Below are 15873 nucleotides of genomic sequence, written 5' to 3'. Positions count from 1 at the left end.
GGATTTACCGGAGGTAGGACCGGCCGCGTGTAGTTTTACTACAAATCGACGGAGGTTTCAGCCCTTGGGACACATTCTTTAGTAGTAAAACTACATTGTGTACACATTACAACGCAAAAATCGCGACAATCCGGGGCTCTCAGCGGTTTGTATGTGATAGCAGATCAAACAGGATAGATCATGAACCTGCCGCCGCTCGTCGCCCTGCCGCCCTCCCTTATTTCTTTCGTCCAACGCGCTGACCAATCGTTCCGCAACGCCCTCGGCGAAGCAGCGGGGCAGTTCGATGCCTGGCCGGCAGAGCGCGTGGAGGCGTTCAAACGCGTGGTTGGCGCCAGCGATTTTGTCAGCGAACAAGCCACCCGTGATCCGCACATGCTGCTGGCGCTGGCCGACAGCGGTGAGCTGGAACGAGCGCTGCAACCGGGCGAACTGCGCGAACAGATGGCGCAAGCGCTGACGGCCTGCACCGATGAAGCGCAACTGGGCCACGTGCTGCGCCGTCTGCGTAACCGCCAGCAAGTGCGGATCATCTGGCGCGACGTCAACCGCCTGGCCGACCTGGCGCAAACCTGCCGAGACCTGTCCGACCTGGCCGACACCAGCATCGACCTCACCTATCAATGGTTGTACCCGCGTCACTGCGAGCAGTTCGGCACGCCCATCGGCCGGCGCAGTGGCGAGCCGCAGCACATGGTGGTGCTCGGTATGGGCAAGTTGGGCGCGGTGGAGTTGAACCTGTCGTCCGACATCGACCTGATTTTCGCCTACCCCGAAGGCGGCGAAACCGAAGGCGTGAAGCGCTCGCTGGATAATCAGGAATTCTTTATCAAGCTCGGCCAGCGGCTGATCAAAGCGCTGGACGCCATCACCGTCGATGGCTTTGTGTTCCGTGTCGACATGCGCCTGCGCCCACGGCTCGGCCGGTTCGCTGGTGTTCAGCTTTAACGCGCTGGAGCAGTACTACCAGGACCAGGGCCGCGACTGGGAGCGCTACGCCATGATCAAGGCGCGCGTGGTTGGCGGCGACCAGGCGGCCGGCGCGCAGTTGCTCGACCTGCTGCGCCCCTTCGTTTACCGCCGTTACCTCGACTTTTCCGCCATCGAAGCGCTGCGCGCCATGAAGCTGCTGATTCAGCAGGAAGTGCGGCGCAAGGGCATGGCCGACAACATCAAACTTGGCTCCGGCGGCATTCGTGAAGTGGAGTTCATTGCCCAGGCCTTTCAGTTAATTCACGGCGGCCGCGACCTCAGCCTGCAACAGCGGCCGCTATTAAAGGTGCTGAAAACCCTGGAAGGGCAGGGCTACTTGCCACCTGCCGTGGTCGCCGAAATGCGCGACGGCTACGAGTTTCTGCGTTACACCGAACACGCCATCCAGGCCATCGCCGACCGCCAGACGCAAATGCTGCCGGACAACGACGATGACCGCGCCCGCGTTGCCTTCATCATGGGCTTCGACACCTGGGCCGCGTTCCACGAGCGCCTGATGTATTGGCGCGAGCGCATCGCCTGGCACTTCGGGCAGGTGATCGCCGACCCGGATGAAGACGAAAACGGCGAGGCCGACCTGTGCGTTGGCAGCGAGTGGCTGCCCCTGTGGGAAGACGGGCTGGACGAGGAAAGCGCCTGCCGGCAACTGGCTGACGCCGGCTTCAGTGACGCGGCCGCTGCGCTGCACCGCCTGGCTGGTCTGCGCAATGGCAACCAGGTGCGCGCCATGCAGCGTCTGGGGCGTGAGCGCCTGGATGCCTTTATTCCGCGTCTGCTGGCGCAGGCGGTGGAGCACGAAAATCCCGACCTGGTGCTCGAACGCGTATTGCCGTTGATTGAAGCGGTGGCGCGGCGCTCGGCCTATCTGGTGCTGCTCACCGAAAACCCCGGCGCGTTGCAGCAACTCTTGACCCTGTGCGCGGCGAGCCCGTGGATTGCCGAACAGATCAGTCGCTTCCCGCTGCTGCTGGACGAATTGCTGAATGAAGGCCGCCTGTTCAAGCCGCCGTTGGCGCCGGAGCTGGCCGCCGAATTGCGCGAGCGCCTTACGCGCATTCCGGAAGACGATCTTGAGCAGCAAATGGAAGCCCTGCGCCATTTCAAACTGGCGCACCGGCTTCGCGTGGCCGCGTCGGAAATCTCCGGGGCGCTGCCCTTAATGAAGGTAAGCGATTACCTGACGTGGCTGGCCGAAGCCATTCTGGAACAAGTGCTGGCGCTGGCCTGGCGCCACACCGTGGCCAAGCACGGCACGCCGCAGCGCGCGGACGGTGGGTTGTGCGATCCGGATTTCATCATCGTCGGTTACGGCAAAGTCGGCGGCATCGAACTCGGCCACGGCTCGGACCTGGATCTGGTGTTTATCCACGACGGCGACCCGCAGGCCGAAACCGACGGCGCCAAGCCCATCGACGGCGCACAGTTTTTCAACCGTCTGGGGCAGCGCATCATTCACCTGCTCACCGCGCAGACCAACTCCGGCCAGTTATATGAAGTGGACATGCGCTTGCGCCCCTCCGGCGCGGCGGGCTTGCTGGTCAGTTCCCTGGGCGCGTTCGAGCGCTATCAAGCGAACGAAGCCTGGACCTGGGAGCACCAGGCGCTGGTGCGTGCACGCGTATTGGTCGGCAGCGAAAGAGTGGGTCAAGCCTTCGAAGCGGTGCGTGCTCAAGTGCTCGGCCGCAGCCGCGATCTGGACAAACTGCGCGCTGAAGTCAGCGAGATGCGCGCCAAGATGCGCGACAACCTGGGCAGCAAGCAAACCGCTGGCGGCACCGCGGCAAACACCTTCGAGGCCGCTGCGCCGTTCGATCTCAAGCAGGATGCCGGAGGTATCGTCGATATAGAATTTATGGTGCAATACGCGGCCTTGGCTTGGTCCGGCGCGTATCCGCCGCTGTTGCAGTACACCGACAACATTCGCATTCTGGAAGGCCTTGAACGCCTGGGCTTGATGCCCGCAGCCGATGTCACGCTGCTGCAGGAAGTCTACAAAGCCTACCGCTCCGCCTCGCACCGCCTGGCGCTGCAGAAGCAGCCCGGCATCGTCAGCGGCGAGCAATTCCAGCATGAACGCCAGGAAGTGATGCGCGTCTGGCGCGAACTGGGGCTCAGTTGAAACGCCCTGCAGCGGCACAACCGAATCAAGCGAACCCAACCCGTAATTCTCGTATTTCAAGCAACCCTACTGAAGCAAATTTCTGAGGAGCTGAACGATGTCGATGGCCGATCGTGATGGTGTGATTTGGTATGACGGCGAGCTGGTGCAATGGCGCGACGCAACCACCCACGTGCTGACCCATACCCTGCATTACGGCATGGGTGTATTCGAAGGCGTTCGCGCTTACAACACCCCGCAGGGCACCTCGATTTTCCGCCTGCAAGCGCACACCGACCGCCTGTTCGATTCGGCTCACATCATGAACATGAAGATGCCGTTCACCAAAGAGCAGATCAACGAAGCCACCCGTGCGGCCGTGCGTGAAAACAACCTGGAATCCGCTTATATCCGCCCCATGGTGTTCTACGGGTCTGAAGCCATGGGCATCCGCGCCGACACCTTGAAAGTGCACGTGATCGTCGCTGCCTGGCACTGGGGCGCATACATGGGCGACGAAGCCCTGCAAAAAGGCATCAAGGTGCGCACCAGCTCCTTCACCCGCCACCACGTCAACATTTCCATGACCCGCGCCAAGGCCAACGGCAACTACATCAACTCGATGCTGGCCTTGCAGGAAGCGGTATCGGCCGGTGCCGACGAAGCCATGTTGCTGGACCCGGAAGGCTACGTAGCCGAAGGCTCGGGCGAGAACATCTTCCTGATCAAAGATGGCGTCCTTTACACCCCGGAAGTGACCTCGTGCTTGAACGGCATCACCCGCAGCACCGTGCTGACCCTGGCCGGCGAGCTGAATATTCCGGTGGTGGAAAAACGCATCACCCGCGACGAGGTGTACATCGCCGACGAAGCGTTCTTCACCGGCACCGCCGCTGAAGTCACGCCGATCCGCGAAGTCGACGGCCGCAGCATCGGTATCGGCAGCCGTGGTCCTGTCACCGAGAAACTGCAGAAAGCCTACTTCGACCTGGTAACTGGCCAGACCAGCGCCCACGCCGAATGGCGCACCGCTGTTAAATAACGCCGCGACAACCGCTATCAAGCAGTGACAGGGAGGCTTAACCGCCTCCCTGCTCATTTGCGGAGTTTGAATGAACATACTGATCGTAGGGCCGAGCTGGGTAGGCGACATGGTGATGGCGCAAACCTTGTTCCAGTGCCTCAAGCAACGCCACCCCGACTGCCACATCGACGTGCTGGCGCCCGACTGGAGCCGGCCGATTCTCGAGCGCATGCCCGAAGTGCGCAGTGCGCTGAGTTTTCCCCTTGGCCATGGCGCGCTGGAACTGGGCGTTCGTCGGCGCATCGGCAAGTCGCTGGCGGGCCAGTACGATCAAGCCATTGTGCTGCCCAATTCGCTGAAATCGGCGCTGGTGCCGTTTTTCGCCGGCATCCCCAAACGCACCGGCTGGAAAGGCGAGCTGCGTTACGGCGTGCTCAACGATGTGCGCAAACTCGACAAAGAACGCTACCCGCTGATGATCGAGCGCTTTATGGCGCTGGCCTACGAGCGTGGCGCCGAGCTGCCCAAGCCGTACCCGCAGCCGAGCCTGCGCATTGAGCCGCAAAGTCGCGACGCCGCTTTGGCCAAGTTCGGCTTGAGCCTGGACCGCCCCGTGCTGGCGCTGTGCCCGGGCGCCGAGTTTGGCGAGTCGAAAAAGTGGCCGGCTGAGCACTACGCGAAAGTCGCCGAGCTGAAAATTCGTGCCGGCTGGCAAGTGTGGTTGTTTGGTTCGAAAAACGACCACGCCGTTGGCGAAGCCATTCGCGCCCGGCTGATTCCCGGCCTGCGCGAAGAGGCCCGCAACCTGGCCGGCGAAACCTCGCTGGCCGAAGCCATCGACTTGCTCTCCTGCGCCTCGGCCGTGGCCTCCAACGACTCTGGCTTAATGCACGTGGCGGCTGCGCTGAACCGTCCGCTGGTAGCGATTTACGGCTCTACCTCCCCGGGCTTTACGCCGCCGCTGGCCGATCAGGTGGAAATCGTGCGCCTGGGCATCGAATGCAGCCCATGCTTCGACCGCACCTGTCGCTTTGGTCACTACAACTGCCTGCGCGAACTGAAACCACGGCCGGTGATGGAAGCGCTGGGACGGCTCGCGCCAGACCCGGTCGAGGTCGATTGATGCGGGTTTTGCTGATTAAAACCTCGTCGCTCGGCGATGTGATTCATAGCCTGCCGGCGCTCACCGATGCGGCGCGCGCCATTCCCGGCATTCAATTCGACTGGGTGGTGGAAGAGGGCTTCGCGGAAATTCCTGCCTGGCACCCCGCCGTGGCGCAGGTGATTCCGGTGGCGATCCGCCGCTGGCGGAAAAACCTCTGGCAAACCTTCAAGAACGGCGATTGGAAACGCTTCAAACAGCGCCTCGGTGAAACCCGTTACGACCTGGTGATCGACGCCCAGGGCCTGCTCAAAAGCGCCTGGCTGACCCGCTACGTCAACGGCCCCATCGCCGGCTGCGACCGCGATTCGGCGCGCGAGCCGATTGCCTGCCGCTTCTACGACCGCACCTACGCCGTGCCGCGCGAGCAGCATGCCTTGGAGCGCATTCGCCAGTTGTTCGCCCAGGCGCTGGACTATCCGCTGCCAACGACTATCGGCGACTACGGCCTTAATCGCGCTTTGCTCGCCGACCCCGGCGCGCCGCCGTATTTGCTGTTTCTGCACGGCACTACGTGGGCCAGCAAGCACTGGCCGGAAGCCTATTGGCGCAGTTTGGCCGAGCGGATGAGCGAGCTGGGTTACGCCATTCGCCTGCCGTGGGGCAACGAAGCCGAGCAGCAACGCGCCGAACGGATCGCCGCGGGGTTGGAAAACGCCGTGGTACTGCCCAAATTAAACCTGGCGGGCGTGGCGAAAGTGATCGCCGGGGCGCAAGCCTGTGTGGCGGTGGACACCGGCCTGGGCCATCTGGCCGCCGCGCTGGATGTGCCGACCATTTCGCTGTACGGCCCGACCTTGCCGGGCCGCGTCGGCGCCTATGGCCGTTCGCAGATTCACCTGTGCGCCACCGGCCCGAACGCGGGTCTGGGCGACCGCGAAAAACCCTGTTTCGATGACCTGCTGCCCGAGCGTGTGGCCACCGAGTTACAAGCCCTGCTCTTGGCGCCGGAGACTGTGTAATGCAACTGGCTTTTGTGCTCTACAAATACTTCCCCTTCGGCGGCCTGCAGCGTGACTTCATGCGCATCGCCCTGGAGTGCCAGCAGCGTGGCCACAGCATCCGCGTCTACACCTTGATCTGGGAAGGCGACATTCCTCCCGGCTTCGAAGTGCTGGTGGCGCCGGTCAAAGCCTGGTTCAACCACCGTCGCAACGAAAAGCTGCTGGCCTGGGTGCAAGCCGACCTGGCCAGACGCCCGGTGGACCGCGTGGTTGGCTTCAACAAAATGCCGGGGCTGGACGTGTACTACGCCGCCGACGGCTGCTTTGAAGACAAAGCGCAAAACCTGCGCAACGCCCTGTACCGCAAATGGGGCCGCTACAAACACTTCTCCGACTACGAGCGCGCCGTGTTCGCCCCCAGCGCGAAAACCGACGTGCTGATGATTTCCGAGGTGCAGCAGCCGCTGTTCGTCAAACACTACGGCACGCCCGCCGAGCGCTTTCATTTGCTGCCGCCGGGCATTGCCGCCGACCGTCGCGCGCCGGCCAATGCCGCCGACATTCGCGCTGAGTTCCGCCGTGAGTTCAACCTGGGCGACAACGACTTGCTGCTGGTGCAGATCGGCTCCGGCTTTAAAACCAAAGGCCTGGACCGCAGCCTCAAAGCCGTGGCCGCGCTGCCTAAAGAACTGCGCAAACGCACGCGGCTGATCGTGATCGGTCAGGACGATCCCAAGCCGTTCCTGCTGCAAGTGGCGGCGCTGGGCATTAGCGAGCAGGTACAGATTCTCAAAGGTCGCAGCGATATTCCGCGCTTCTTGCTCGGCGCCGATCTGTTGATTCACCCGGCCTATAACGAAAACACCGGCACCGTGTTGCTTGAAGCGTTGGTGGCGGGATTGCCGGTGCTGGTTACCGATGTGTGCGGCTATGCCCACTACATCGAAGAAGCCGATTGCGGGCGCGTCATTCCCAGCCCGTTCGACCAGGAACGGCTGAACAGCACCTTGCGCGTCATGCTCGAAGACGACGCCCAGCGCGCGGCCTGGGCGGCCAACGGCCTGGCCTTCGCCGACAGCGCCGACCTCTACAGCCTGCCGCAACGGGCAGCCGATGTAATTCTGGAGGCGCGCCCATGAAGCTGATGCTGACTGAACCATTCAAACACTTGTGGGCAGGGCGCGACGCCTTTGCCGAGGTCGAGCGTCTGGACGGCCAGGTGTACCGCGAGCTGGAAGGCCGCCGCACCTTGCGCACCGAAGTCGACGGCCGTGGCTATTTCGTGAAAATTCACCGTGGCATTGGCTGGGGCGAAATCTTCAAAAACCTGTTCACCGCCAAGCTGCCAGTGCTCGGCGCCAGGCAGGAACTGAAAGCCATCGAACGCCTCACCGAAGCAGGCGTGCCGACCATGACCGCCGTGGCTTACGGCGAGCGTGGCGCCAACCCGGCGGCGCAGCACTCGTTTATTGTCACCGAAGAGTTGGCGCCGACCGTCAGCCTCGAAGATTTCAGCATCGACTGGATCAAGCAGCCGCCCGCGCCTCGGCTCAAGTGGGCGCTGATTGACGAAGTGGCGCGCATGACCGGCACCATGCACCGCGCCGGCGTCAACCACCGCGACTGCTACATCTGCCACTTCCTGCTGCACACCGATAAACCGGTGACGGCCGATGATTTCAAACTCTCCGTCATCGACCTGCACCGTGCCCAGAGCCGTGACAAAATCAGCCGCCGCTGGCGCGATAAAGACCTCGCCGCCTTGTATTTCTCGGCGCTGGATATCGGCCTGACCCAACGGGACAAACTGCGGTTCCTGCGCACTTATTTCCAAGCCGCCAATGGCACCGATTCGTTGCGCCAGATCCTGCGCGAACAGGCGCCGCTGCTGGCGTGGCTGGAACGCAAAGCGGCAAAACTGTACGACCGCAAACAGCGCTACGGGGACGCGCTCTGATGGCGTCGTGGCACCTGCACCCGAACTACCAACACTTGGACGCCGACTTCGGTGGACTCGACGAAGTGTTCGCCCTGACCGGCAAGCGCATGACCCGCGACCCGATTTCCGAAGTGATCCGCGTCGAGCGCGACGGCGTCGGTTATTACGTGAAGCGTTACCGCAGCGCCGGCAAGGGCCTGCGTCCATACCTGGCGCGCCTACGGGTGCGCAGCGAATGGCAAAACCTGCAACGTTTCGCCGACTGGGGCCTGCCCACCGCCGAAGTGGTGGCGCGTGGTTTCGAGCGGCGCAATGGCGCGTTTGTGCGCGGCGCCATGATTACCCGCGAGCTGCCTAATACCGACGACCTTGGGCGGATGGCAAAAAAAGGTGATGCGCGGCTGCAAGACCCGGCCTGGGTCGATGGCGTCAGCCGCCAGTTGGCCCACGGAACGCGCGTGATGCACGACCATCACTTCACCCACAACGATTTGAAATGGCGCAACTTGCTGGTCGATGACCATCGCACGCTGTTTTTTATCGACTGCCCCAACGGCGCGTTCTGGCGCGGGTTTATCCTGCGTTACCGGATCATCAAAGACCTCGCCTGCCTCGACAAAGTGGCCAAGTACAAGCTGTCGAACACCCAGCGCCTGCGCTTCTACCTGCAATACAGCGGGCGCGCCCGGCTTAACCAAGCGGACAAAAAACAGATCCGCAAGATCGTGAAATTTTTTGAGGGTCGGGAATGAAGGATTTTATCGCCGCTGAAGACCGGGCGATTCTAGCCGCCCACCAACTCGACAGCTTCGACGCGCTGTGGGCGCTGGAGCTGGAGGCGGTGGACGAGCCGAATACCGAGCGGGGCGGTTACAGCTCGGTGTCGCGGTTGGTGCTGGGCGATCACGCCTATTACCTCAAACGCCAGACCAACCACCTGACCCGCAGCCCGCTGCACCCTTTCGGCGAACCGACCTTTGCCCGCGAGCTGCGCAACATCGAGCGCTACCAGAAACTCGGCATTCCGGCGCTGCACGCGGCGTTTTTCGCCCAGCGCCGGGTAGACGGCAACGAGCAGGCGATTCTGCTGACCCGCGCGCTGGACGGTTGGAATGATCTTGAATATTGGCTGCGCGACTGGAACGGCCACAGCGAAGCCCAGCGCATGGCCATTTTGCGTGCGTGCGGTGAACTGGCCCGCCGTCTGCACAGCGCCCATCAAATGCACGGCTGCTTTTACCCCAAACATATTTTCTTGCGTGAATCGGCTGACGGCTTCGACGCCCAACTGATCGACCTGGAAAAAACCCGCCGCCTGGTCTTCGGCAAGCGCGACCGCATCAAAGACCTTGAGCCGTTGCTGCGCCGTGCCAGCAGTTGGAGTCAGGAAGAAATCTGGCACCTGCTGCTCGCCTATGTGGGCGACAAAGGCAGCGCGCAAACCTGGAGCAAACGACTCGGCGCTCGCAGCGCCCACAAGGCAGCGCGTAAATGAGCCTGAGCCAACTGAACGGCGCCGGCCGCACGCCACCGCTGCCCATCACCGTGCAAGTGGGCGGCGAACCGTTGCAACTGCACACCCTGCTGCGCGTGCTGCCGGGGCACCGTTATGTCGGTGTAGCCACCTGGCGCGGGCGCGAGGTGTTCGCAAAGTTGCTGGTCGGCCCCAAGGCGGAACGGCGCTTTCATCGCGAGTCCAAAGGCGTGCATTTGCTCCTCGACCAGGGGCTGCTGACGCCTGCGCTATTGGCCGAAGGCTTTGAGCCAGGCGAGGGCGGCTGGCTGCTGTTCGAATACCTGGATAACGCCCAGAGCATCGGCGATGCCTGGCGTCTGGTTGAGCACGAAGCGCCAGCCTCTGACGGCCAGCAAGCGGTGCTGGCCCAAGCGCTGGAGGCCATCGGCAAATTGCACAGCAAAGGCCTGTGGCAAGCCGACCTGCACCCCGACAACCTCTTGCAGCACAACGGCCAGCTGTACCTGATCGACGGTGGCGGGGTGCAAGCGCAAGTGCCGGGCCAGCCGTTGGGCCGGGACGAAGTGCTGCGCAACCTCGGCGTGTTCTTCGCCCAGTTGCCCGGCAACCTGGAACCGTTTCTGGAAGAACTGCTGATTCACTACCTGCTGGCCAACGGCGAGCACGCCTTGCCACTGGAGAAACTGCTCGGCGAAATCGCCAACGTGCGTCGCTGGCGCGTGCGCGACTACCTGAAAAAAGCCGCCCGTGATTGCAGCCTGTTCAGCGCCCGCATCGGCGCGTTCGGTGCGCGGGTTGTGCGGCGCCAGGCCGAGCCGCGCTTGCAAGCCTTGCTCAGCGCACCGGATGCCGCCATCGACAGCGGCCACCTGTACAAAACCGGCGGCGCTGCGACCGTGGCGCGGGTTGAGCTGAATGGCGAGCCGTTGGTGGTCAAACGCTACAACGTGAAAAACCTCGCCCACTGGCTGAAACGCTTCTGGCGCCCGAGCCGCGCCTGGCATAGCTGGCTGGAAGGCAATCGCTTGCTGGTGCTGGGCATCGCCACGCCGTTGCCGCTGGCTGTAATCGAACACCGCTGGTGCTGGTTGCGCCGCCGCGCGTATTTGGTAACCGCCTACTGCGGCGAAGAAGACTTGATCGCCCGCTTTGCCCCATACCTGAACAGCGCGCCGCCCGAGCACGAACTGGTGCAACTGGACCGGTTGTTCGCCGCGCTGATCCTCGAGCGCATCAGCCACGGCGACTTCAAAGGTCACAACCTGTTCTGGCACCAGGAACAGTGGACGCTGATCGATTTGGATGCCATGCAACAACACCGCAGCCAAAGCAGCTTCGCCAGCGCCTACGCCCGTGACCGCGCGCGGTTCTTGCGTAATTGGCCGGCGGAGTCGGCCTTGTATCAGTTGCTGGATCAGCGCTTGCCGGTGCTCTAAAAGAAATAGATAACTGTGGGAGCGGCTTTAGCCGCGATCTTTTGATCCTGAAAACCCAGTCACTCGAACTGGTAAGAAGCCCCCACCCCCGCATACCAACTGCGCCCCGGTGCGGCCTCGTAGTACCGGCTGTTGCCGTCTCCTACGATCACCGAGCCCACGTATTGCTTGTCGAACAGGTTGTCCAGCCGCACCAGTTGGTGAACCGTCCAGGCGCCATGTTTTTGCTCGAAGCGCGCGCGCCAGTTGAACACGCTGTACGCCGGCGCGGGCTTGGCGCTGTTGCTGTCTTCGACATAGACCTTGCTGCGGTACAGGCCTTCGACGGCGGTGCTGATGCCGTCGATGGGTTGCCAGTCGAGTTCTGCGAACAAAGTGGTGCGCGGGACGCCGGGTAGGTTGTTGCCGCTGTCGATGGCGCGGGTGCCGCTGACGAAGCTGGAGTCGTACTGCGCCTGCAGATACGTATAGGCAAGGTTTGCGCGCCAATGCTCGCTGAGCTGACTTTCCACGCCCAACTCGAAACCACGCCGTAGCGTGCGGCCCGCGTTCTGGTAACTGGTGCGGCCGTTGCGATTGGCGAATACCACGATTTCGTCGTCAGTCTCGATCTGAAACACCGCTGCATTGATGCGCGTGGCGCTGCCGGCCACTGCTTTAAGGCCGACCTCGTATTGGGTGCTGGTGGACGGGTCGAGGTTGTAATTGACCCCGAAACGTTGTTCGGCGCGTACGCGAGTTCGCCCTGGGTGGGCGTTTCAAACCCTCGACCCACGCTGACATAACCGTTCAGCTCAGGCGTAAAGGCATATCCAACGCTGAAGGCCGGGCTTGCCTGTTCGTAGCGCCGATTGCCGCTGTCATCGCCATTAATCAGGTAATGATCGTCGACGTCGATTTCCACGGTGCTGTAGCGCACGCCGCCCTGCAACGTCCAGTCGCCAACCTGCCAAGTGGCTTGGGCGTAAGGGTCGAGGCTGGTGGCGGTGTCCTTTTCATCGCGGCGCAGGGCGCCTTTTACGCCCAGTTGGTCGCCGTTGAAGTTTTGGTAACCCTGGCGGTCGTCTTCGCTCTGGTCGTAATCCAGGCCGAACACCAGGTCGACCTCACCAACAGGTTGCAGCCAACGCAGGCTGCCCTCGTGGAAGCGTCTCGTCGAACGACACAACGCCGCCGCCGTTGGCGTTTGACGGCGTAATGACGGTCGTCTCCCCGACGAATTTAGAATCGACAAATACTGAACCACGCTGCGCCTGCCCGCATAAGCCGTGGCCTGCAACGTCGCGTTGCCGATGTAGCGTTCATAGTTCGCCCCGACCTGCTGGTGGTCGATGCTTTTGCGTGTGTTGTAGGTTTCGGCGTTGGTCGCCACCGAGCGCGGGTCGGCCTTGTACGCGTCCCAGCTCTGGCCGAGCGGATCCTGGGTGCCGTTCTGCTCCAGGCTGCTGAAAATCAGCGCGAGTTTGCTGTCGTCGTCCGGCTTGAGGTTCAGCTTGGCGAAGGTCTGGTCGCGGCGGGCGGCGCTGTGGTCGCGGTAGCCGTCGGTGTCCATGCGCGAAGCGTCCAAGAGAAAACCGGCCTTTTCATTCGCGCCTTCAGCGCTCAGGTGATTTTTGTTCAGGCCGTCGCTGCCAAAAATGGTCTCGGCACCCACGGTCGGCGGCCCTTCAGGGTCACGCGAAAAGACCTGAACCACGCCCCCCGCGTTGCTGCCATACAGGGTAGACGCCGGCCCGCGCAGCACTTCGATGCGCTCGGCGGTGTCCAGATTGAAGGTCGCCGCCTGGCCTTGGCCATCGGCGGTACTGGCTGGAATGCCGTCGGTGATCAGCTTGATGCCACGCACGCCAAACGCCGATCGGGCACCGAAACCGCGTGAGGAAATTTGTAGGTCTTGCGCGTAGTTCTGACGGTTTTGTACCACCAGCCCCGGCACGCGACTAAGCGCCTCCGAGGCGTTGATGCCCAGCTGACCATCGCTGATTTGCTGGCGATCTACGCTGTCTACCGAGAAGGGCAGGTGAAAGCTGTCGCTCGCTTGGCGAGAGCCGCTGACCACCAGCGGATCGAGCTGTACGGTTGGAACGGCTTGCTCGGCGTTGGCGGTGGCGACGGCGAGCGCGGTGAGTAGCAGGGTGTAAGGCGGGATTCGATTCAATGCAGTCATGGCCGGTTTTATACAGGTCAGTGAAAACCGCAAACGATGCGGAATGGGCATAGTGGGCGATTATCGGCATAAAAGTCACCTCAGCGCAGCCGCTCTGGCGCCGGATGTTGCACCCTTGCTCGCCGTTTTGGCCGCCCGCGTTTGGTTGCCAATCTGATTGCCAATTGCCCGCCGCGACCGGGCAAACGAACACGAGGAACGATGCATGACAGATCCCATAACCGTTGGCGCCCGGCGCCCCGGCAAAGCGGCCCGCTGGCTGGTAATGGCCGTGGGCATTGCCATTGCCTTGGTTGGTTTGTACCTGATTGGGGGCGGCGCTTACCTGGCCGTGCTCGGCGGCAGTTGGTACTTCGGCTTGTGCGGTTTGGCGACCCTGGGCGCCGGTGTGCTGATTGCAAAGCGCAATCCGAACGGGGCTGCGTTGTTTGGTGTGATCGTGGTGCTTTCGGCTATTTGGGCGGTGTGGGAAACCGGCCTGGAATTCTGGCCGCTGGTGTCGCGGCTGTTTGTCTTTGCCGTGATCGGTCTGGTCGTCGCGCTGCTTTACCCGACGCTGGTACGTCTGTCGCCAGAGCTGCACGACGAGCCCGGGCGCTTTTCGTACGTATTGAGCGCTGTGCTGGCCGTCGGGATTATTGCCACCTGCGCCTACGCCTTTTTGCCCACGCCGATGGTGGCCGCCGACAGCGATGCGCCGGTCACACCCGTGGTCAAAGGGCAGGAACAGAAAGACTGGAAGCATTGGGGCAACACCACCCATGGCGACCGCTTCGCCGCGCTCGACCAGATCAATAAAGACAACATCAATAAGCTGCAAGTGGCCTGGACCTTCCGCACCGGCGACCTGCCTGAAAGCAGCGGCTCCGGCGCTGAAGACCAGAACACGCCGCTGCAAATCGGCGACACGCTTTACCACTGCACCGCCTACGGCAAGGTGTTCGCCCTGGATGTGGACAGCGGCAAAGAACGTTGGCACTTCGACCCCAAAGGCTCGGCGCCCAACTGGCAGCGCTGCCGGGGCCTGGGCTATTTCGAGGACGCGCCGAGCGAGCAGCCTGCCGCTCAAAACGCGGCAGCAAGCACGGCGCCGAGCGCGCCGACTGCCTGCGCCAAGCGCATCTTCCTGCCCACCATCGACGCCCGCCTGATCGCCCTGAACGCCGAAACCGGCGAGCCGTGCAGCGACTTCGGCAACCAGGGCACGGTCGATCTGACCACGGACATGGGCGAGGTCAAGCCGGGCTACTACCAGCAAACCTCAACCCCGTTGGTGGCCGGCAATGTGGTGGTCGTGGGTGGTCGCGTCGCCGACAACTTTTCCACCGAGGAACCGCCAGGCGTGGTGCGTGCTTTCGATGTGCACACCGGCGCACTGGTGTGGGCGTGGGACCCGGGCAACCCGCAAACCACCCAACGTCCACCCGAAGGGCAAACTTACACGCGCGGCACGCCGAACGTGTGGTCGGCCATGGCGTACGACGAAAAGCTTGGCCTCATCTACTTGCCTACCGGCAACGCCACACCGGATTTCTGGGCGGGCAGCCGCACCGAACTGGACGATAAATACAGCTCGTCGGTAGTCGCCGTCGAAGCCGCCACCGGTGCCATCCGTTGGCATTTCCAAATGACCCACCACGACCTCTGGGACTTCGACATCCCGGCCCAGCCGCTGCTTTACGATGTGCCAGACGATGCCGGCGGCACCCAGCCGGCGCTGGCGCAAATCACCAAGCAAGGCGAAATTTTCCTGCTCAACCGCGCCACCGGCGTGCCGATTGCCAAGGTCGACGAACGCCCCGTGCCGCAAGGCAACGTGCCGGGCGAGCGCTACTCGCCGACGCAGCCGTTCTCGGTCGACATGCCCTCAATTGGCAACCAGCAGCTGTACGAAGCCGACATGTGGGGCGCCACCGTTTTCGACCAATTGCTCTGCCGCATCCAGTTCAAAAGCATGCGTCATGAAGGCGTGTATACCCCGCCCGGTCTGGACCCGGCTTTGCAATTCCCCGGCTCCCTGGGCGGCATGAACTGGGGCAGCGTGTCGGTGGACCCGAACACCCACTACATGTTCGTCAACGACATGCGCCTGGGCTTGGCCAACTACATGATCCCGCGCGACAAAATTGCCGCTGGCGCCAGCGGCATCGAAATGGGCGTAGTGCCGCAGTCCGGCACGCCGTTCGGCGCGATGCGTCAGCGCTTTCTGTCAGTGGCCGGCATTCCGTGCCAAACCGCCGTTTGGCACCCTGTCCGCCATCGACCTGAAAACCCGCAAGCTAGTCTGGCAAGTACCCGTCGGTACCGTGCAAGACACCGGCCCGCTGGGCATCAAAATGCACCTGCCGATTCCCATCGGCATGCCGACCTTGGGCGCCTCCATGGCCACCCAATCCGGCCTGCTGTTCTTCGCCGGCACCCAGGACTTCTACCTGCGCGCCTTCGACAGCGGCAACGGCAAGGAAATCTGGAAATCCCGTCTGCCCGTCGGCAGTCAATCCGGCCCGATGACCTACGTGTCACCGAAAACCGGCAAGCAATACATCGTCATCAGCGCCGGCGGCGCCCGTCAGTCACCGGAGCGGGGGGATTACGTGATTGCGTATGCGTTGCCGGATAAGTAGCGGCTCAAA

At 62.7% G+C, this 15873-nt stretch carries 9 protein-coding genes and 3 pseudogenes; 10 read left to right on the top strand and 2 right to left on the bottom strand.

The genetic code is table 11. The annotated features are described in order from the left end of the window. Window positions 1-180: 180 nt before the first annotated feature. The 9 genes and pseudogenes from glnE to ACZZZP_RS20410 all read left to right on the top strand — a co-directional run bounded on the left by glnE (window position 181) and on the right by ACZZZP_RS20410 (window position 11073). A pseudogene (gene glnE, locus ACZZZP_RS20450) lies at window positions 181-3112 on the top strand (bifunctional [glutamate--ammonia ligase]-adenylyl-L-tyrosine phosphorylase/[glutamate--ammonia-ligase] adenylyltransferase). Window positions 3113-3209: 97 nt separating this feature from the next. Continuing rightward, window positions 3210-4133: a branched-chain amino acid transaminase gene (locus tag ACZZZP_RS20445; protein ID WP_122450663.1), complete on the top strand. Its 924-nt coding sequence runs from the start codon at window positions 3210-3212 to the stop codon at window positions 4131-4133. Between the two features lie 70 nt (window positions 4134-4203). Further along, a complete protein-coding gene (gene waaF / locus ACZZZP_RS20440; protein ID WP_463383925.1) occupies window positions 4204-5238 on the top strand; it encodes a lipopolysaccharide heptosyltransferase II in 1035 nt (344 codons plus the stop codon). Continuing rightward, on the top strand, window positions 5238-6239 hold the full coding sequence (gene waaC / locus ACZZZP_RS20435; protein WP_463383924.1) for a lipopolysaccharide heptosyltransferase I: 1002 nt from the start codon (window positions 5238-5240) through the stop codon (window positions 6237-6239). Before waaF ends, waaC begins: the two co-directional genes overlap by 1 nt. Then, window positions 6239-7360, top strand: a complete 1122-nt coding sequence (locus tag ACZZZP_RS20430; protein WP_463383923.1) for a glycosyltransferase family 4 protein — start codon at window positions 6239-6241, stop codon at window positions 7358-7360. Before waaC ends, ACZZZP_RS20430 begins: the two co-directional genes overlap by 1 nt. Next, the gene (rfaP, locus tag ACZZZP_RS20425) at window positions 7357-8178 is read left to right on the top strand and encodes a lipopolysaccharide core heptose(I) kinase RfaP (protein ID WP_463383922.1); all 822 of its coding nucleotides are present in this window, start codon (window positions 7357-7359) and stop codon (window positions 8176-8178) included. The genes ACZZZP_RS20430 and rfaP overlap by 4 nt, the downstream gene beginning before the upstream one ends. After that, window positions 8178-8912 carry a lipopolysaccharide kinase InaA family protein gene (locus ACZZZP_RS20420; RefSeq protein ID WP_463536800.1) on the top strand — a complete coding sequence of 245 codons (735 nt, stop codon included), beginning with the start codon at window positions 8178-8180 and terminating at the stop codon, window positions 8910-8912. The genes rfaP and ACZZZP_RS20420 overlap by 1 nt, the downstream gene beginning before the upstream one ends. Next, window positions 8909-9655 (top strand): lipopolysaccharide kinase InaA family protein, encoded by a 747-nt coding sequence (locus tag ACZZZP_RS20415; RefSeq protein ID WP_463383921.1) that lies wholly within the window; start codon window positions 8909-8911, stop codon window positions 9653-9655. Before ACZZZP_RS20420 ends, ACZZZP_RS20415 begins: the two co-directional genes overlap by 4 nt. Continuing rightward, a complete protein-coding gene (locus tag ACZZZP_RS20410) occupies window positions 9652-11073 on the top strand; it encodes a lipopolysaccharide kinase InaA family protein (RefSeq protein ID WP_463383920.1) in 1422 nt (473 codons plus the stop codon). The genes ACZZZP_RS20415 and ACZZZP_RS20410 overlap by 4 nt, the downstream gene beginning before the upstream one ends. A 59-nt stretch (window positions 11074-11132) precedes the next feature. Here ACZZZP_RS20410 and ACZZZP_RS20405 read toward each other — a convergent pair whose 3' ends face one another. Further along, a complete protein-coding gene (locus ACZZZP_RS20405; protein WP_463536970.1) occupies window positions 11133-11726 on the bottom strand; it encodes a TonB-dependent receptor domain-containing protein in 594 nt (197 codons plus the stop codon). Between the two features lie 128 nt (window positions 11727-11854). Continuing rightward, window positions 11855-13240, bottom strand: a pseudogene (locus ACZZZP_RS20400) (TonB-dependent receptor family protein); the annotation flags it as partial. 265 nt (window positions 13241-13505) lie between these two features. Here ACZZZP_RS20400 and ACZZZP_RS20395 point away from each other — a divergent pair. Continuing rightward, window positions 13506-15864, top strand: a pseudogene (locus ACZZZP_RS20395) (glucose/quinate/shikimate family membrane-bound PQQ-dependent dehydrogenase). Window positions 15865-15873 lie beyond the last annotated feature (9 nt).

This window comes from Pseudomonas sp. AC211, from assembly GCF_979258055.1.
This window is presented reverse-complemented; position numbering and strand designations above follow the sequence as displayed.

What these genes read in the sequence shown, in the direction of transcription:
- ACZZZP_RS20415 (WP_463383921.1), top strand. Translation starts at nt 8,909, where the DNA reads ATGAAGGATTTTATCGCCGCTGAAGACCGGGCGATTCTAGCCGCCCAC.
- waaC (WP_463383924.1), top strand. Translation starts at nt 5,238, where the DNA reads ATGCGGGTTTTGCTGATTAAAACCTCGTCGCTCGGCGATGTGATTCAT.
- ACZZZP_RS20445 (WP_122450663.1), top strand. Translation starts at nt 3,210, where the DNA reads ATGTCGATGGCCGATCGTGATGGTGTGATTTGGTATGACGGCGAGCTG.
- ACZZZP_RS20420 (WP_463536800.1), top strand. Translation starts at nt 8,178, where the DNA reads ATGGCGTCGTGGCACCTGCACCCGAACTACCAACACTTGGACGCCGAC.
- waaF (WP_463383925.1), top strand. Translation starts at nt 4,204, where the DNA reads ATGAACATACTGATCGTAGGGCCGAGCTGGGTAGGCGACATGGTGATG.
- ACZZZP_RS20410 (WP_463383920.1), top strand. Translation starts at nt 9,652, where the DNA reads ATGAGCCTGAGCCAACTGAACGGCGCCGGCCGCACGCCACCGCTGCCC.
- rfaP (WP_463383922.1), top strand. Translation starts at nt 7,357, where the DNA reads ATGAAGCTGATGCTGACTGAACCATTCAAACACTTGTGGGCAGGGCGC.
- ACZZZP_RS20430 (WP_463383923.1), top strand. Translation starts at nt 6,239, where the DNA reads ATGCAACTGGCTTTTGTGCTCTACAAATACTTCCCCTTCGGCGGCCTG.